The sequence below is a fragment of the Microbulbifer sp. MLAF003 genome, from assembly GCF_030012965.1.
Classification (GTDB): domain Bacteria; phylum Pseudomonadota; class Gammaproteobacteria; order Pseudomonadales; family Cellvibrionaceae; genus Microbulbifer; species Microbulbifer variabilis.
In genome coordinates this window covers 3,306,309-3,322,204 of the sequence record NZ_CP120232.1, presented here as the reverse complement: position 1 = coordinate 3,322,204, position 15,896 = coordinate 3,306,309, and the positions used below count along the sequence as shown (strand labels likewise).

Here is a 15,896-nt window from a genome sequence, read left to right as displayed (position 1 = left end):
CGGACTTGATAAGGATATCCAGCCTGCATTGTACATCTAAGCCAAGCAATTTCTGACCGATAAGTCATAAATGTATCTTGGCGCAAACTTCTGCGTGGTATTATGTGCGCTCTTTCAAGTAGAAATATCTGATATTGGAGTGCTGATTGGCACTCGGAGGAGAGAGTATGTCCTGGTTAGGGGCGGGAATCGGCGCCGGGTTTGGCTTTATGTTCGGAGGGCCCATTGGAGCAGCTTTGGGTGCTTGGGTAGGTAGCTCCTTCGGCTCAGGGCTGCGGCGCCTGGGTGGTGCGAAGGCTGTGCTTAATCGAGATGGAGCACAGACAATTTTTATCGTGACGCTGTTTTCCATGTTGGCGAAGATGGCCAAGGCCGATGGGCTTGTTTCCAAGGCGGAAGTGCAGCTGATTGAGGAGTTCATTCAAAATAATCTTCGCCTCGGAGGTGAAGAGCGCAAAGATGCTATTCGTATTTTTGAGAATGCAAAAACTGATAAGTACAGCATTTATGATTATGCCAAGCAGTACCGGATGCTGGTGCACGATCAAGCAATGCGTGAAATGGTTTATCGCCTTTTGTTTGCTGTTGCCTATGCGGACGGTGAATTACATGCTGCGGAAGAAGAAATTTTACGCCGAATCACTGCTGACCTGGGGCTGCATGAATCTCTTTTTACTGCCATGCAGAATGAATTTGGGCGACGGGGTGGAAACAGCGCATCCGATCTGAAACAGCACTATGCGGTACTTGGCTGCTCTCCGGAGACCAGTGATAAAGATCTGAAACTGGCTTATAGGCGTAAAGCTGCAGAGTATCACCCAGATAAAATAGCCGCCAAAGGCCTTCCCGAAGAGTTTATGCGCCATGCTGAAGATCAGATGAAAAGCATCACTGTCGCCTATGAAGCAGTTGTTGAGGAAAGAAAGCGTAAGGCAAAAGTTGTAAGTTGATTGTGGGGTGTTAATACCCCCATTCTTTTTATTCGTCAGAGCTAAACACGCATACTTCACCCTATTGAGTTTTTGAGAGATCTTATGAGTCTTGCCCAAAAAATAGAAGAAAAATTAAGCGCCGTATTTAACCCGCAATATATTGATGTCCAGTGTGAAAGCCATATGCACAATGTGCCAGTGGGCTCAGAGATGCATTTCCGGGTGGTTTTGGTTAGTGATGTTTTTAACTCCATTAGAAAAGTTCAGCGCCACCAAAAGGTATATGCTGCTCTTTCTGATGAAATGGCTGGCCCGATACATGCGCTTGCATTACATACTTATGCGCCAGATGAATGGCAAGGCGAGGCTCCGAGTAGCCCTGAATGCCAAGGCGGGAGTAAAAGCAAAGGCAAATAAGTGCCTTAGTTATTTTGAGAAATTAGGTTTCATCGTTATATAGATAACTCCTCCCCTAGGTTTGGCTACATAAAGCTCAAATGAAGAGCCTTATGTAGCTCTTATACTATCTGTCGAGTCTGTTCTTTTTTTGTCATTTTTTTCTTTTTCTATCTACCGGTCTAGTTCATCTTGTATTCATTATCCGCCCAATAGAGCTGGGTAGAGAGAGGCATCTTGGGAGGGGTATGGATAAGCAGGTAAAATAGATTAAGCCATAAAAACCGTAACTAACCACTATTCTGACTAATCAATAACGCGCCAAAAGATTTTATATCTGCCATAAAAATAAAAAACTAAGTTTAGGCGCCAACAATTGAGCGTTTTTTCTACACCCGTATTTTCGTGCGACTAGACTGACCATTGATTGGGCTGATTGCTGTTTGATCTGCTGAATTTCAATGGAGTTACCACAAATGAAGATGACGCGTATTCTGATACCCGTAATGACGCCCCTCGCCTTAGCAATCTCTAGTGTCGCTTCGGCAGGACCCGCTGGCTATGCCCCTCCGCCACCGCCTACACAGGAATTTAAGGTCCGTATTGGTGGTGCTTACATTTCTCCGAATTCGGATAATGTGACTTTTGCTGATAGTTTGCTTATCTGGCCGGATCCTATTAACCCTGATTTCAATCGTCAATGGGGCGCTTTTAGAACTAATATCGACCCAAGTGACGAATGGGGTTGGTTTATTAATGCGGAATGGAAGCCTTGGGATCACTGGAGTGTTTCTTTAAGTTATACCGATGGTGATCGCCATACCGGTGGACGTCGAGATGGCTGGCATAATCGCTTTGGTTTGCGTGAGTTCGGCCGTAGAGGTGATTTTGCCCGCTGGGAACCCCAGATGACGGCTGCATACCTGAACTGGTATCCTCTGCCTCCTAGCTGCCTGATACAGCCTTACATGGGTGTTGGTATTAACTATACCGACTTCAGCAGTGAGCGCCTAAGAGATTGGGGTTGGATCAACCCATTCACTGGAAGGAGTGAATTCTGGGCTGGTCGGCTAAACCTGGGGGATAATTGGGGTTATACCTGGCAAATTGGTGTTGACTTTACTTTTGGTCATGATAGCAGCTGGCTAATAAATATTGCTGGTATATATTATGATGTTGATACTGATATTGAAGTTGATACTTTCTTCACAGATGTACCAAGGCAGGTGAACTATCGTCATAGATTTGGCGGTGATTATCTGTTTGATCCCTGGGTTTTTAATATCGGTGTAGGTTATAAGTTTGACTTCCACTGGTAATTAATCTTACCTTGCAAGGGTGCTGTGCACCCCTTTCATTTTTTAAGATACTGTCTATCGTATCCTTTTTTAAGTCTAAAGATTTCTCCTCTGCATTTCATCGATAATTCATTTTCTGAATTTTATGGTGAAAATTTTTCTTATATATTTTAATTTCTGATCTCGCTTAACTTTTTATGTGATCTTGAGATTTTCTCTTGATTTATGGAGATTGAAATGTAGGGTGTTGGTGGTTGTTAATAATGCAGTAGTGGTTGATTTATTGTGTAAGATATCTTAAATAGTAAATGATCTGCTTTTAATTTTATTTCCATAGCGCCGGAAGTGGTTTTTATTTTTAGTTGATAAGGGGCTAGCTACGAGCCCCGAAGTACCTTTACAACTATCCATTACTTGGAAAGCTAAACTGGGCTCCCTCTCTAACCCCGCTTGTCGGCCAGCGTTGAGTAATGGTCTTACGTTTGGTGTAAAAGCGTACCGAATCCGGTCCGTATGCATGTAAGTCGCCAAAGAGTGAACGCTTCCAGCCGCCGAAGCTGTGATGTGCGACGGGTACGGGTAGTGGAACATTGATACCTACCATGCCGACTTTGATATTGTCACTAAAATATCGAGCCGCTTCTCCATCACGAGTGAATAGACAAGTTCCGTTTCCGTACTCATGGCGATCAATAATATCCATGGCTTCCTGCATGGTTTCTACTCGCATAATACAAAGAACAGGGCCAAATATTTCACTGCTATGGATTACCATTTCAGGTTTAACATGATCGAACAGGCAGGCTCCAAGGTAATTACCTTGCTCTAAGCCTGGAGTCCTGAAATTGCGACCGTCGATAACCAGCTTCGCACCTTCCTCGACCCCTGTGGCTATAAGGCCTTGAACTTTTTCCAGGTGGGCAGAAGTAACTAATGGACCCATGTCATTCTGGTTGTCCATGCCATCGCCAACTTTGAGTGTGGCTATCTGTTCTTTGAGTTTCTCGACTAAAGTATCGGCTGTATCATTCCCAACTGCGACAGCTACAGAAATGGCCATACAGCGTTCGCCACAGGAGCCGTAAGCGGCTCCCATTAGGGCTGCGACAGCGTTATCCAGGTCAGCATCGGGCATCACTATGGCATGGTTTTTGGCTCCGCCAAATGCTTGAACTCGTTTTCCATGTGCGGTGCCGGTGGTATAAACATATTCCGCAATCGGAGTAGAGCCGACAAAGCTAACTGCCTGAATACGCTTATCGGTGAGTATTGTATCTACAGCTTCCTTATCACCGTTGACGACATTTAAGACTCCTGCAGGGATACCTGCCTCAATACCTAATTCTGCAATAAATAGGGCTGAGGAAGGAGTGCGCTCTGAAGGTTTCAGTATGAAAGTGTTGCCGCAGGCAATGGCCATTGGCCACATCCATAAAGGGACCATCGCCGGGAAATTAAAAGGAGTGATCCCTGCGCAGACTCCTAGGGGCTGAAATTCGCTCCAGGAGTCAATTGCGGGGCCGACATTTTTGCTGTGTTCTCCTTTGAGCATTTCAGGAGCTGAGCAGACATACTCTATATTCTCAATCCCGCGCTGCAGTTCTCCCATCGCATCGTTAAGCACCTTGCCGTGCTCCAGGGTAATCAGTTCACAAATCTTGTCTGCGTTTTGTTCCAGCAGATCTCTCAGGCGGTGCATGATCCGCACACGCTTGGCGGTCGGGGTGTTCCGCCAGGCAGGGTAAGCGGTTTCGGCAGCTGCAATGGCCTCTTCCACGGTAGCTTTGCTGGCTAGTGAAACTTTGCCGAGAACTTCATTGGTAGAGGGGTTGGTGACATCCTGTAGGCGGAAACCGGCACCACTGACATCATTTTGGGTCAGGGCGCCATTAATCAGGTGGCCTATCACTTTCATAGGATTTTCTCGCTGGGGATTAACGCATTATTTTTTTACTTCTTTCCGCCTTTTTAACACAGGTAAACCCAAGGTGGAAAAAATCCCAGGAGATAAAAGGTTCTACAGCTTGGGGAAATCCCGCAAGACGGCGAGAAAAGCATCCCCGAAGCGCTCGAGCTTACTGTCACCTACACCGGAAACTTTAAGTAACTCTGCTCGAGTGTACGGGTGAGCCTTGACCATGCCCCTTAGGGTGGCATCGTGAAATACGACATATGGAGGCACACCACGCTCCTCCGCCAGTTGCTTACGGCAGTTACGCAGGGCTTCCCACAGCGGCTGCTCCTCTGGGGCTAGCTCTTCGAGATTCGCGGTATTCCGAGTTTGTGTTTGAGTCGCCTTATTTGGCAGCTTGCGCAAGAATAGAGTTTCTTCACCCCGTAATAAGGGACGACAGATTTCTGTCAGTCTTAAACATTGATATTCACCCTCAACCTCCAGGTAGCCGCGCACGATTAGCTGGCGGACCACCGCGCGCCATTCGATAGTGGAAAGACTTTTACCAATCCCATGGGTGGAGAGTTGATCGTGACCAAATTTGCGCACTTTCTCATTTTCTGAGCCCCGCAGTACGTCGATTACGTGGCTGGCACCAAAGCGCTGGCTGGTTCGATAGACGCAGGAGAGCAATTTGACAGCAGCTTCGCTGCCGTCCCAGGTCGCGGGAGGTTCAAGACAGGTGTCGCAGTTACCGCAGGGCTCTTCCAGATCCTCTGCAAAATAATGCAGAAGAGACTGGCGGCGACAGCTGGTAATTTCGCACAAGCCAAGCATGGCATTGAGGCGAGCACGCTCCTGGCGCTTGTGCTCTTCACTGCCCTCGGATGCTTCCACCATTTGTCCAAGTTTTACTACGTCCTCGAGGCCATAAAGTAGCAATGCGATGGAGGGTTCCCCATCCCGTCCGGCTCGCCCGGTTTCCTGGTAGTAGGCTTCGATACTTTTGGGCAGGTCCAGGTGGATAACAAAACGGACATCCGGTTTGTCGATTCCCATACCGAAGGCAATGGTAGCGACGACAATAACACCTTCCTCTCGCAGGAAACGCCGCTGGTTTTCAGCCCGGGTCTCTACTGGCAAGCCAGCGTGATAGGGCAGGGCCGTAAACCCCTGTTGGCACAGCCACTCAGCAGTATTCTCCACCTTGGCGCGGGACAGGCAATAGATAACCCCGGCATTACTTCCATGGTCATTTTTGAGGAACTGCAGCATTTGGCGGCGTTGGTTATCTTTTGGCTCGATGCGATACTGGATATTGGGGCGGTCAAAACTACTGACAAAATGACGTGCGCCCTCAAGATCCAGGCGCTGGGCAATTTCTGCACGAGTGCGCTTATCGGCGGTCGCTGTCAGGGCGATTCGTGGCACTCTGGGGAACTGCTCGTGCAGGCAGTTCAATTGCAGGTAATCTGCACGAAAGTCGTGCCCCCACTGGGATACACAATGGGCCTCATCAATGGCAAATAATGACAGCTGGATTCTCTGCAGGAGAGCAAGAGTACGAGGCTGTAAAAGCCGTTCCGGCGCCAAGTAGAGAAGATCCAGTTCGCCGTGCAAAAGCTGGTGTTCTATCGACTGTACTTCATCGTAGGAAAGTGAAGAATTCAGGAAAGCCGCGCGTATACCCGCTTCCTGTAGCGCCTCCACTTGATCTTGCATCAAGGCGATAAGAGGGGATATCACTATTCCACAGCCAGGTCTGGCCAGGGCTGGGATCTGATAGCACAGGGATTTCCCCCACCGGTAGGCATTAAAACCAAGGCGTCCTCTCCGGCCATCAAAGTATTGATCACCGCTTCTTGTGGGTCGCGGAAATGGGTATAGCCGAAGACGTGTTCGAGAATATGCTGTGGAGAATTCATGGCGGCGGAGTATACCCCGCAGGGCAGGTTTGTGCGGTGAGTTTATTTATCGTTTTTTTCTTGAAATACCATGCAATGGCAGTTTTTGTTTTGTGAGATGAATCACGGGGTATAATCGCAAGCTATCACAGCGACCGGCTATGGATAGGGCTATGCGCACTTTGATCCTGTATTTTGTGTTGTGGTTTTGTACTTTGGCTGGGCCTCTGGGTTGCTCATCGATTGCTCCACGTGAGTTAGCGCAGTCTGTTGTTGCAGATACTCATTTGGGGTGGCGTTCCGCCCCGGAAAACCAGCTGGTATTTTCTCTTGCTACCGTATCAGGTGTTGCGCAAGTGGAGCTGCAGCCACTCCCCGAAGAGTTCACTTTGGTAACCCTTGAATTACCGGGAATGCGTAAAGTGGAAGGAATCCAGTGGCAGGATGAGAGCGGCCAATCCACAGTGCTTTACGATGGTGAAGATGGGTTAGATGGTGTCAGCCTCCAAAGCCGTGGCTATGGTTTCGAATTGCAATTACAGCTTTCGTCTATGGACTATCTACGCAATGGCGGTGTACTGACGGTTATCGACCAGAAGCGCTAACTTTTGATGCTTCAGGTTTTATGGTATCGGGGTTGTTGAAGCCGAGCCCTTGCGGGCGAATCAAATATAATTGTTTCCAGTATTTCCCCGTTACCCAGAGGCCGTTGCGCTCCTTGTCCCAGGCTATGCCATTGGCCACAGTATCCGGATGATTGCGTACATCTGGGGTCAGTTGCTGCAGATCTATACCGCCTATTACCTGTCCGCTTTTCGGATCTATGGCAATAATACGGTTGTCCTGCCAGATATTTGCCCAGATCATACCTTGAGCAAACTCAAGTTCGTTTAAGTGCGACCACTTTTCCCCTGCACCCTTTACTTTGAGTTTGCGTAGTATTTTGAAATTATCCGGGTCGCGAATAGCAAGTTCGTCACTGCCGTCGCTCATAATCAGGTGTGTGCCATCGCTGGTAAGTCCCCAACCTTCACCGCTGTAGTTAAGGATCTCCAGGTGATGAAGGTCACTGGCTCGGTAGATATGGGCCTCGCCGGCTTTGTAGGTAAGCAGGTAAAGTTTGCCCCCAAGAACCGTTAGGCCCTCGGCAAAAAGTTTACGCGGTAACCATTTGCGCCTTACGGGTTTTGCTGCTGGGTCGGTATACTCGGCAAGCCAGGAGCGGCGATATAATCCGCTGCTTTCCCACCAGCGCTGTCCATCATAGAAAAGCCCTTGAGTGAAGTGGTTTCCACCGCGCTGGCGCTCTTCCAGGATGGAGAATGGGGTCAACTGGAGCTGTGCCTCTGCTGCCAATGGCAGCAAGGTAGGAAGTAGTAGCAGTATCCAGTTGCGAATTCTAAGTCGGTACATCAATAGTCTATGACCAGAGTAAAAACCTTTGTCACTTTGACCCTGTTGGGTGGCCTGGCAGTAGTGCTGCCTATAGCCATTTTTATGCTGCTGTTTCAGTGGCTATTTGGTCAAATTAGTGAAATCGTAGCGCCAGCCGTTGTTTGGCTGGAGGCCCACACGGAGTTTAAGGATACCCTTGCACGGCTCGTGGTGATAGCGTTGATTTTGGGTAGCTGTTTCCTGATTGGTTTATTGGTAAAAACCAGTATCGGCCATTGGCTGCATCACCATGTGGATCACTGGTTGGGGCGCTTGGCGCCGGGATATAGCACCATCAAAGACGTGGTTCTCCAGTTTATAGGAGGCGGCGGTGAGGGAGTGTTGTCAGGACCAGTCGCGAGAGTGCGAATTCATGGGGCCGATAACCCGCTGGCGGTTACTGCTATTGTGACTTCACAGCACGCCAATGGGGATATGACCGTTTATGTCCCTACTGCCCCGGTTCCGACTTCCGGCTTTGTGTTCCACGTACCTGCAGAGTGTGTGGAAATATTACCGGGAGTGACGGTAGAGGCCGCGATGAAAACTATAGTGGCCTGCGGCGCCGGTAGTGCCAATCTACTGGCACTACCGGCGAAACCTTCTGAAAAAGGAAAAGGGCGCGATTAAGTGGGGTTTTAGCTGCGGTTTTTGCCGAGGTTGCGAATGGCGAATCTTGCCGGGTGCAGGGCTTTAACCAGGTCTGCTTTGGCCGGCAGGGGCTCGCCCAAGATCCAGGCTGTAAGTATTTCTGCAGTTAACGGGGCATAAGTAAATCCGCGGGAGCCCAATCCGCCCATGACATATAAACCGGGCTGGTAGCTGGCCTGCTTATCGATAAGTAGTTTACGGTTTTTACGCAGGTCACTGTAAGTATTCTCAAGTGAATCCCATTTGGGTAGCGGGCCCGCCAGGGGCAGGTAGTCTGGCGTAGCGGCACGCAGGGCGGCGCGGCCAGTAAGGGTCTGGTCTGAAAATTCTTGAGCGACTCCGGGCAACAGCCCGGCCAAGGTCTCCAGGTTTTCCCGGTGTTCGCTATCTCGCAGATCTATAGCGGTCTCCTTGAGCTTGAATGTTGCCCCAAAGCTCTGGCGGCCTTCATATGCGGGGGTGATGTAACCCTCGCCGCAAAGGGCCATTTTGAGCTTTGCAGAGCCGGCTGTAGCCAGTGCTCGGGATACCTGGCCTCGTATGGGTCTCAGTGGCAAGGCGGTAGCTGGGGCGAAACTGCGAATATCATTGGCCCCACAGAGCACCACAATGTCGGTTTCAATTTTTTCACTGCCAGCTTGCAGTAGCCAACTGCCACCTGAGTGCTCCAGCAGATCAATATTGCTGGTGTGACGCCTTTCAATATTTTTGTGCTCCAGTAGGGCGCTGCAGACTTTCTGCGGTTCCAGCCAGCCTGCGTCAGGGAAATAGAGCCCCGAGAAAGGCAGGCGAACGCCAGCCAGCTCACTGGCCTCGGTTGAGGTTACAGCTCGTGCCACCATTTGCCCCGGATATAATGCCAAGGATGCGGCAATTTGAGGCTGGAGCAGTTGCTCTTTTTCGGTCTGAGCTAATTGCAGCAGGCCGCTGAAATGCGCTACCTGAGGGCAGTGCTGGCGATAGTAGCGCTGGGCGAACATCAGGGCGTGCAGGTTGAAGTCGCCATTTGGTCCTGGCTTGGGGGAGAGCTTTCCGTAGAGAATGCCTTGGTTGTTGCCTGAGCCACCGCTGCCGGGGGAGTCTCCTCGTTCAAAGACCCGTACTTGAACTCCACGTTCCGCCAAGGCCCTGGCAATAGTAGCGCCGGAGATTCCACCGCCAATAATGGCAGCAGTTTGAGGGCGTTTGGGGGCCGCTGTCGGCAGGTGCCAGGGGGTCGCGCTGACCCCGCTGGAGTAGAGCTCCTCGAGCGAGCCGCTCAACATCTCCCGCTTGCGGCCAAATCCGGGCACTTTGTGCAGCTTAAAGCCAGCGTCACGGAGCCCGCGCTTAACCAACCCTGCACAGGTGAAAGTGGCAAAGGTAGCGTCGGGTTTACTCAGGGTGGCCATAGCCGTAAACAATTGCGGCGTCCACATATCCGGATTTTTGGCTGGAGCAAAGCCATCCAGGAACCATGCATCCACCACCCGGTCACGGGACTCCTGTTGCAGGCGTAAGTTACTTAAGGCTTCACTGGCTTCCCCGATAATCAGGGTCAGGTTGACCTGGCCGAACTGCAGTCGGTGCACGCCCTCAGTCAGCAGGGGCGGGTAGTTGCTGATCAGTTGTTGGCAAAACGGTTGAAGTTGGGGCCAGAGCTTCAGGGCGCGGCTCAAGTCCTGCGGTCGCAGTGGAAACTTTTCCACGGATATAAAGTGCAGGTGAGCGCTTTTGGGCGCAATTTTCTGCCACAACTCCCAAGCGGCCAGGAAGTTAAGGCCGGTGCCAAAACCGGTTTCGCCGATAGTAAAGGTGCCGTTTTCTGGCAGGTCTGCCCAGCGCTCCGTCAGGGAGTTTTGCTGTAGGAATACGTAACGTGTCTCTTCCAGTCCAGAGGCGGTAGAGAAATAAATATCGTCGTAGGCTCGGGACAAGGGTTGACCATCTTCGCGCCAATCGATATCCGCGTGCTTATTGCTGGGTTCGCTCACAATTGTGCTTCCGTCAGGCCTCCTCTCGCAGGCCAAACTCGCGCATTACCTGATCGCACCAGCGCTGGATACGCTCTTCACTGAGGTCGAATTCATTTTCCTCATCGAGAGCGAGGCCAACAAACTGGCTGCCATCGGAAGTAAGGCCTTTGGACTCCTCAAACTCATAGCCCTCTGCGGGCCAGTAGCCCACTATACGGGCTCCACAAGCCTGCAATTGAGCGTGCAGATAACCTAGAGCGTCTTGAAACCACTGGGGGTAGCCTTCCTGGTCGCCAAGGCCGAACAGGGCTGCAGTTTTGCCGTGTAAGTCCAGTTGCGCCAGGTCATCCCAGATATTTTCCCAATCTTCCTGTAACTCGCCATAGTCCCAGGTAGGTATACCGAGCAGCAGGAAGTCATAATCCTCAGCCTGGGCGATATCCACTTCAGCCACATTGTGTATGTCTATCCATTGGGTCCCGATACATTGGCGGATTTTCTCTGCGGCCATTTCCGTGTAGCAGGTGCTGGAGCCGTAAAAGAGCCCTATTGGGGCTTGAGAATTTTGCATAACAAGTGAAATTCTTACTACTGGGTGAGGGCGCCACTAAAGTCCAACTGCCGCCAGGCTTCGTAGATGACGATGGCGGCGGCATTGGACAGGTTGATACTGCGGCTCTCCGCACGCATCGGGATACGCAGGGTGTTTTGGTGGCCTACTTCCTGCAGAAATTCCGCCGGCAGCCCCCGGGTCTCGGGGCCGAAGACGATAGCGTCGCCGTCATGATACGCCACAGAAGTATGGCTATGACTGCCTTTGGTGGACAGGGCCAATACCCGGGCCGGTTTTTCGCTGTCGAGAAAAGTCTGCCAGTCCTGGTGGCGAACTACACGGCTGTATTCACTGTAATCGAGCCCGGCGCGGCGCAGGCGTTTATCGTCCATATCGAAGCCGAGGGGCTCAATCAGGTGCAGCTCGGCGCCGGTATTGGCGCAGAGGCGAATAATATTACCGGTGTTGGGGGCAATTTCAGGTTGGTACAGAACAATCTTGAACATTCGCTGGGAGTCGCCTGTGGTGGCGCTATATGGCTTGGCTGAATTGAGCTGGGCGGAAGTGCCCAGCTTCGCATGGCTGCGGATTATTCCACAATTAGATGGGGGTGGCGATCTCCTCGCAGTCGATTTCCACACCCAGTTCGTTGGCAATCTGGTCGAGTTCATCGCGCAGGCCATCGAGATCTATATTCTCGTCCACACTGATGGTGCATTCGGCGGTGAATAGGGGTTCGCCACTCCAGGGTGTGCTGCTGTAGATGGTCTCCAGCTGTTCCATATTGATATGGTGGGCGGTGAGCGCACGGGAGATTTCTCGAACTATGCCCGGACGGTCATTGCCTACCAGCTTTAGGGTAAGGGTCTGCTGTGGGGAGGTTGAAACGGCCACGGCATCTTCGATTACCAGGTTGTATCCGTCGTCGGCCAGTTTGGCGAGGGCATCTTTCATGGGTTGGCTTTTGTCACCGGGTACGGCGACACGCAGAATACCGGCAAACTTTCCTGCGAAGTGCGCCATATGGCTATCTTCCCAGTTGCCGCCGTTATCAGCAATGGCTGTCGAAAGCTTCTCTACAACACCGGGCTTGTCGTCACAGATCATAGAGATAACGAGATGCTGTTGCATGTAATATTCCTTTACTTCACTAGAGACCAATAGAAAGCATTGTAATAGGATCTCGTCGGATAACTCTATCGGTCAATCTCAAAGCCATTATCTTTCACGCCCGTACCGGGTAACTTGCGAGGGACTGTCGATGAAGGTACTTGCCGATTTATGTGTGATTCCCATGGGTGTAGGGGTGTCCGTAAGTAAGTATGTTGCAGAGTGCGAGAAAGCGTTGGCGGAAGCCGGGCTTACTCACCATTTACATGCTTACGGCACCAACATAGAGGGGAGTGGGATGAGGTGATGGCGGCAGTGAAAGCCTGTCATGAGCGGGTGCATGCTATGGGTGCTGAGCGCATCACCACCAGCCTGAAATTGGGAACTCGTGTAGACCGTGACCAGTCATTACAGGATAAGATCGACAGTGTGCGATCGAAGCTGGATTAACGATAACAAAACAGGAACGATTATGACGATCAATATCAAGAAATCTCTGGTAGCGCTAGCTGGTGCTCTGGCCCTGGCCACTGGCGCGCAGGCTGCCGACTTGAGTTCGGTAATCAAGGGAGACCAGCGCAGCAAGGAGTACGCCGCTCGTGACCAGTACCGCAACCCCGCAGAAACCCTCAAGTTTATGGGAGTTGAGCCGGATATGACCGTTGTGGAGATTACTCCCGGAGGCGGTTGGTATACGGAAATTCTCGGCCCCTACCTGAGTGAGAAGGGTAAGCTCTACGCGGCACACTTTCCTGAAGACAGTGAGTCTGCTTATTATCAGCGCTCCCTGAAGAACTTTAAGGAAAAGCTCGCAGGTAATGAAAAAGCCTACAAAAACGTAGTTATTACCGAGTTCTCACCCCAGACTGGCCGTGAAGTTGCACCTGCCGGCAGCGCTGATGCCGTAGTGACCTTCCGCAATGTACACAACTGGATGTACCGCGATTATCAGGATAAAGCGTTTGCCAGCTTTTTCGCTGCCCTAAAGCCTGGCGGCATCCTGGGTGTGGTTGAGCATCGCGCCAAACCTGGTACCAGCATGGAAGATATGATTAAGAGTGGTTATGTCACCCAGGAGTACGTAATTGAAGTCGCTAAGAAAGCGGGTTTCGAGCTGGAGGAAGCCAGTGAGGTGAATGCCAACCCGAAAGATACTGCCAAGCACCCGAAAGGGGTTTGGACCCTGCCGCCCTCGCTGCGCCTGGGGGATGAGGATAAGGATAAGTACCTGGCCATTGGTGAGAGCGACCGCATGACCCTGCGCTTCCGCAAGCCAAAGTCTTAAGCCACAATCCCACCTCGCTGATATCGTCAATATTGGGAGCGGCATTTGCCGCTCCCACCTCACCCTATCTGATAGTTGTATGATCATTCCCTATGAACAGCTGGATGCCAGCACCCTGCAGAACTTGTTGGAAGAATACGCCACCCGAGAAGGCACCGAATATGGTGAGAGCGAAGTGGAATTACCGGAGAAGGTTGCGAGCTTACGCCGACAGCTTCAGTCCGGTGAGGTAGTCATCTGGTTTGAACCAGGTGAGGAGAGCGTTAACCTGGTGCTCGCCCAGGATCTGCCTACCGATGTCTAATTACCTGATAGATAGCCCCGAGTCACCCAAAGCCCGCTTTCTGTTTGCCCATGGTGCTGGCGCGCCCATGGATAGCGAATTTATGCAGGCTCTTTCCCAGGGGCTGTGTGGACAGGGTGTAGAGGTGATTCGCTTCGAGTTTCCCTATATGGCCCAACGTCGCACCGGTGGCAGTAAGCGCCCGCCTAACACCATGCCCCAGCTCGAGGAGTGTTTTCGCGAGCAGATTGCGCATTTTTCGGGAGGTTTTCCCTTATTTATTGGTGGCAAGTCCATGGGGGGGCGGGTGGCGAGCCTGCTTGCTGATGAAAGCTTTGCCGAGAGTTTGATTGCAGGAGTTGTCTGCCTGGGCTATCCGTTCCATCCTCAGGGCAAACCGGACAAGCTGCGCACTGAGCATTTACAGGCGATCTCCTGCCCGACGCTCATCGTTCAGGGGGATAGAGACCCCCTAGGCAACCGTGTAGAAGTCGACACTTACGGATTAGCAGATACTATCGAAGTTGAGTGGCTGGAGGATGGTGATCACGACTTTAAGCCCCGCCGTGCCAGTGGTTTTACTCATGCAGGGCATTGGCAGTCTGCGGTGGAAATAGCGGCGCAATTTATGCTGCGGTCTCAAGGACGATAATACGCTCTTCCTGAACCAATAAGGGGCTCAACATGGCCATTTGGGCGCGGCGCTCCTCACTAGTGTACCAGTGTTGCCAGTGCAGCTCGGATTGCCACTTCGATAAGGTGAAGCGGCGCAGGGGATTGCCCTTTTCGATATAGGTCTGCCCTTCGATAAAGCCGATGGTGCGGTAGGCACAGGTCAGTACCTTGCGTGCTGCCTCCTCATAGCTACTCTGCATTTCGGCAGCGATCTCCCGCTCAATCAATACATAAATCATTGTGTACCCAAATCGCGATAGGGCCTTAGAGGAGTTTAGTGCGTCAATCCTGGATTTAGGTGACTGCCAGTTTTCGGGTGACGAAGCCCGCTAAATTGCGCACAATTGGCTATATGAAGTTTGATCACACTCTCGACGCCCGCGGCCTCTTGTGCCCGGAGCCTGTAATGATGCTGCACTCAGCGGTGCGAAATGTCGCCGACGGGGAGGTACTGAAAATGCTTGCCACTGACCCGTCCACCCAGCGGGATGTACCTAAGTTTTGCCAATTTCTTGGCTATGAGCTGGTTCAACACGTTGAGGAGAATGACGAATTCGTTTTCTGGATTAGAAAAGCGGAATAGCCGGTCGAGATCTTTTGCTGCCGCCCCAGCCCATAATGGCAGGGACGGCAACACACTCCTGGATACAATTCTCTGCCGACTAGATGGTCGGTCGAATAGATTATGGCGCCGTTACCAGTGCGGCGATGGCGGCCAATGCCTCCGGGTCCTCTGATTTGATCTTGTTGGCGATATGGTGCTGGAAAAAGTAGCGAAAGCCCACGCTCTCCTGTGCGGGGTACAGGCAATGGTCACCCGGCAGTACCGGGGTGGTCTCAACGATATCGTGGTCGATCAGCATGCCGTGGATCAAACCATCGGCGTGCAGGCGCCAGCTGATCACCTCAATTAACGTCAGGTTCTCCCGATCCTCATCCATAAACACCGCGTGGGTGCCGATGGTATCGGGGATCTCCTGCAGCACTTCTTCAGCTTTGCTGCTCTCAAACTCAAAGTATTCCGCCGCAGTCTCCAGCTCGACGACTTTGTGAATGGGTGGGTGGTGGAAGATTTCCTCAATGCCGGGATCGTAGTAGCCCTCAAAGCGTCCATCTAAAGGGTCCTTGATGTCTGGACAGGCCACTATTGAGTTTAACCAGGGAACGAGGCCTACGACCTCGCCATTTGCTTTAAGCCCCCAGCACAGCACTTTCAGACTGTAGAAGTCTGTTCCGCTGGAGTTGTTGGAGTAGAGCATTTCCAAGCCGTCGAGTTCTGGCGACAGGCGGATAAAGCGCCGGTCCGCAGAAGTCTCGATCGGCTCGCCGGTGAAGAGGTCAACCACATTGTTAATGCTGTGGTCTGTCATGGAACACCTCCTGGCAGGGCCGGTTGTAAACCGTCTCCACTCAGACAAAGGTGCGACTACCTATGCCCTATCTCTGAAGGAAGACTGAATCAGGAGGGTATTTGACTACTTTATCCCTCCTCCGGGAATTCGCTGAAAGGGCAGGTGCCCAACGCG

At 51.5% G+C, this 15,896-nt stretch carries 17 protein-coding genes and 2 pseudogenes; 10 read left to right on the top strand and 9 right to left on the bottom strand.

Annotation, left to right across the window (positions count from 1 at the left end):
- The first annotated feature begins 167 nt into the window (after nucleotides 1-167).
- The 3 genes from djlA (at nucleotide 168) to P3339_RS15880 (ending at nucleotide 2,647) form a co-directional block, all read left to right on the top strand.
- On the top strand, nucleotides 168-950 hold the full coding sequence (djlA, locus tag P3339_RS15890; protein WP_282951130.1) for a co-chaperone DjlA: 783 nt from the start codon (nucleotides 168-170) through the stop codon (nucleotides 948-950).
- Between the two features lie 84 nt (nucleotides 951-1,034).
- Nucleotides 1,035-1,349, top strand: coding sequence for a BolA family protein (locus tag P3339_RS15885; protein WP_282951129.1), 315 nt, complete (start codon nucleotides 1,035-1,037; stop codon nucleotides 1,347-1,349).
- A 455-nt stretch (nucleotides 1,350-1,804) separates the two neighbouring features.
- Nucleotides 1,805-2,647 (top strand): OmpW/AlkL family protein, encoded by an 843-nt coding sequence (locus tag P3339_RS15880; RefSeq protein ID WP_282951128.1) that lies wholly within the window; start codon nucleotides 1,805-1,807, stop codon nucleotides 2,645-2,647.
- Between the two features lie 382 nt (nucleotides 2,648-3,029).
- On the opposite strand, the gene P3339_RS15875 is transcribed toward P3339_RS15880, so the two are convergent.
- Both P3339_RS15875 and recQ read right to left on the bottom strand, forming a co-directional pair.
- The gene (locus P3339_RS15875; protein WP_282951127.1) at nucleotides 3,030-4,541 is read right to left on the bottom strand and encodes a CoA-acylating methylmalonate-semialdehyde dehydrogenase; all 1,512 of its coding nucleotides are present in this window, start codon (nucleotides 4,539-4,541) and stop codon (nucleotides 3,030-3,032) included.
- Nucleotides 4,542-4,643: 102 nt separating this feature from the next.
- Nucleotides 4,644-6,445: pseudogene (gene recQ / locus P3339_RS15870) on the bottom strand (DNA helicase RecQ).
- A gap of 152 nt (nucleotides 6,446-6,597) precedes the next feature.
- On the opposite strand from recQ, the gene P3339_RS15865 reads away from it, so the two are divergent.
- Nucleotides 6,598-7,029 carry a hypothetical protein gene (locus P3339_RS15865; protein ID WP_282951126.1) on the top strand — a complete coding sequence of 144 codons (432 nt, stop codon included), beginning with the start codon at nucleotides 6,598-6,600 and terminating at the stop codon, nucleotides 7,027-7,029.
- Here the strand turns inward: P3339_RS15865 and P3339_RS15860 are convergent.
- Nucleotides 7,010-7,837 carry a glutaminyl-peptide cyclotransferase gene (locus P3339_RS15860; RefSeq protein ID WP_282951125.1) on the bottom strand — a complete coding sequence of 276 codons (828 nt, stop codon included), beginning with the start codon at nucleotides 7,835-7,837 and terminating at the stop codon, nucleotides 7,010-7,012. The genes P3339_RS15865 and P3339_RS15860 overlap by 20 nt on opposite strands.
- Nucleotides 7,838-7,846: 9 nt before the next feature.
- Between P3339_RS15860 and P3339_RS15855 the strand changes: the two genes are divergently transcribed.
- A complete protein-coding gene (locus P3339_RS15855; protein WP_282951124.1) occupies nucleotides 7,847-8,488 on the top strand; it encodes a DUF502 domain-containing protein in 642 nt (213 codons plus the stop codon).
- A gap of 8 nt (nucleotides 8,489-8,496) precedes the next feature.
- On the opposite strand, the gene mnmC is transcribed toward P3339_RS15855, so the two are convergent.
- The 4 genes from mnmC to P3339_RS15835 all read right to left on the bottom strand — a co-directional run bounded on the left by mnmC (nucleotide 8,497) and on the right by P3339_RS15835 (nucleotide 12,148).
- On the bottom strand, nucleotides 8,497-10,482 hold the full coding sequence (gene mnmC / locus P3339_RS15850) for a bifunctional tRNA (5-methylaminomethyl-2-thiouridine)(34)-methyltransferase MnmC2/FAD-dependent 5-carboxymethylaminomethyl-2-thiouridine(34) oxidoreductase MnmC1 (protein WP_282951123.1): 1,986 nt from the start codon (nucleotides 10,480-10,482) through the stop codon (nucleotides 8,497-8,499).
- A gap of 13 nt (nucleotides 10,483-10,495) precedes the next feature.
- Nucleotides 10,496-11,035 carry a flavodoxin FldB gene (gene fldB / locus P3339_RS15845; protein ID WP_282951122.1) on the bottom strand — a complete coding sequence of 180 codons (540 nt, stop codon included), beginning with the start codon at nucleotides 11,033-11,035 and terminating at the stop codon, nucleotides 10,496-10,498.
- A gap of 17 nt (nucleotides 11,036-11,052) precedes the next feature.
- Nucleotides 11,053-11,523, bottom strand: coding sequence for a tRNA (uridine(34)/cytosine(34)/5-carboxymethylaminomethyluridine(34)-2'-O)-methyltransferase TrmL (trmL, locus tag P3339_RS15840; protein WP_020414705.1), 471 nt, complete (start codon nucleotides 11,521-11,523; stop codon nucleotides 11,053-11,055).
- A gap of 94 nt (nucleotides 11,524-11,617) precedes the next feature.
- On the bottom strand, nucleotides 11,618-12,148 hold the full coding sequence (locus P3339_RS15835; RefSeq protein WP_020414706.1) for a glycine cleavage system transcriptional repressor: 531 nt from the start codon (nucleotides 12,146-12,148) through the stop codon (nucleotides 11,618-11,620).
- A 130-nt stretch (nucleotides 12,149-12,278) separates the two neighbouring features.
- Here P3339_RS15835 and P3339_RS23570 point away from each other — a divergent pair.
- The 4 genes and pseudogenes from P3339_RS23570 (at nucleotide 12,279) to P3339_RS15810 (ending at nucleotide 14,347) form a co-directional block, all read left to right on the top strand.
- Nucleotides 12,279-12,577 (top strand): annotated as a pseudogene (locus P3339_RS23570) (MTH1187 family thiamine-binding protein).
- 22 nt (nucleotides 12,578-12,599) lie between these two features.
- On the top strand, nucleotides 12,600-13,412 hold the full coding sequence (locus P3339_RS15820) for a class I SAM-dependent methyltransferase (RefSeq protein WP_282951119.1): 813 nt from the start codon (nucleotides 12,600-12,602) through the stop codon (nucleotides 13,410-13,412).
- 79 nt (nucleotides 13,413-13,491) lie between these two features.
- On the top strand, nucleotides 13,492-13,716 hold the full coding sequence (locus P3339_RS15815) for a YheU family protein (protein WP_020414709.1): 225 nt from the start codon (nucleotides 13,492-13,494) through the stop codon (nucleotides 13,714-13,716).
- On the top strand, nucleotides 13,709-14,347 hold the full coding sequence (locus P3339_RS15810; protein ID WP_282951118.1) for an alpha/beta fold hydrolase: 639 nt from the start codon (nucleotides 13,709-13,711) through the stop codon (nucleotides 14,345-14,347). Before P3339_RS15815 ends, P3339_RS15810 begins: the two co-directional genes overlap by 8 nt.
- On the opposite strand, the gene P3339_RS15805 is transcribed toward P3339_RS15810, so the two are convergent.
- Nucleotides 14,322-14,609 (bottom strand): antibiotic biosynthesis monooxygenase family protein, encoded by a 288-nt coding sequence (locus P3339_RS15805; protein WP_020414711.1) that lies wholly within the window; start codon nucleotides 14,607-14,609, stop codon nucleotides 14,322-14,324. The genes P3339_RS15810 and P3339_RS15805 overlap by 26 nt on opposite strands.
- 113 nt (nucleotides 14,610-14,722) lie before the next feature.
- On the opposite strand from P3339_RS15805, the gene tusA reads away from it, so the two are divergent.
- Nucleotides 14,723-14,953: a sulfurtransferase TusA gene (tusA, locus tag P3339_RS15800; RefSeq protein WP_282953606.1), complete on the top strand. Its 231-nt coding sequence runs from the start codon at nucleotides 14,723-14,725 to the stop codon at nucleotides 14,951-14,953.
- A 100-nt stretch (nucleotides 14,954-15,053) separates the two neighbouring features.
- Here tusA and P3339_RS15795 read toward each other — a convergent pair whose 3' ends face one another.
- Nucleotides 15,054-15,740, bottom strand: coding sequence for a hypothetical protein (locus tag P3339_RS15795; RefSeq protein WP_020414713.1), 687 nt, complete (start codon nucleotides 15,738-15,740; stop codon nucleotides 15,054-15,056).
- Between the last annotated feature and the right edge of the window lie 156 nt (nucleotides 15,741-15,896).

Bases quoted from the DNA above. Each gene is read 5' to 3' on its own strand.
- P3339_RS15860 (WP_282951125.1), bottom strand. From the start codon at position 7,837: ATGTACCGACTTAGAATTCGCAACTGGATACTGCTACTACTTCCTACC.
- P3339_RS15880 (WP_282951128.1), top strand. From the start codon at position 1,805: ATGAAGATGACGCGTATTCTGATACCCGTAATGACGCCCCTCGCCTTA.
- P3339_RS15815 (WP_020414709.1), top strand. From the start codon at position 13,492: ATGATCATTCCCTATGAACAGCTGGATGCCAGCACCCTGCAGAACTTG.
- trmL (WP_020414705.1), bottom strand. From the start codon at position 11,523: ATGTTCAAGATTGTTCTGTACCAACCTGAAATTGCCCCCAACACCGGT.
- P3339_RS15885 (WP_282951129.1), top strand. From the start codon at position 1,035: ATGAGTCTTGCCCAAAAAATAGAAGAAAAATTAAGCGCCGTATTTAAC.
- P3339_RS15835 (WP_020414706.1), bottom strand. From the start codon at position 12,148: ATGCAACAGCATCTCGTTATCTCTATGATCTGTGACGACAAGCCCGGT.
- P3339_RS15875 (WP_282951127.1), bottom strand. From the start codon at position 4,541: ATGAAAGTGATAGGCCACCTGATTAATGGCGCCCTGACCCAAAATGAT.
- P3339_RS15820 (WP_282951119.1), top strand. From the start codon at position 12,600: ATGACGATCAATATCAAGAAATCTCTGGTAGCGCTAGCTGGTGCTCTG.
- P3339_RS15795 (WP_020414713.1), bottom strand. From the start codon at position 15,740: ATGACAGACCACAGCATTAACAATGTGGTTGACCTCTTCACCGGCGAG.
- P3339_RS15805 (WP_020414711.1), bottom strand. From the start codon at position 14,609: ATGATTTATGTATTGATTGAGCGGGAGATCGCTGCCGAAATGCAGAGT.
- P3339_RS15865 (WP_282951126.1), top strand. From the start codon at position 6,598: ATGCGCACTTTGATCCTGTATTTTGTGTTGTGGTTTTGTACTTTGGCT.
- P3339_RS15855 (WP_282951124.1), top strand. From the start codon at position 7,847: ATGACCAGAGTAAAAACCTTTGTCACTTTGACCCTGTTGGGTGGCCTG.
- fldB (WP_282951122.1), bottom strand. From the start codon at position 11,035: ATGCAAAATTCTCAAGCCCCAATAGGGCTCTTTTACGGCTCCAGCACC.
- djlA (WP_282951130.1), top strand. From the start codon at position 168: ATGTCCTGGTTAGGGGCGGGAATCGGCGCCGGGTTTGGCTTTATGTTC.
- P3339_RS15810 (WP_282951118.1), top strand. From the start codon at position 13,709: ATGTCTAATTACCTGATAGATAGCCCCGAGTCACCCAAAGCCCGCTTT.
- tusA (WP_282953606.1), top strand. From the start codon at position 14,723: ATGAAGTTTGATCACACTCTCGACGCCCGCGGCCTCTTGTGCCCGGAG.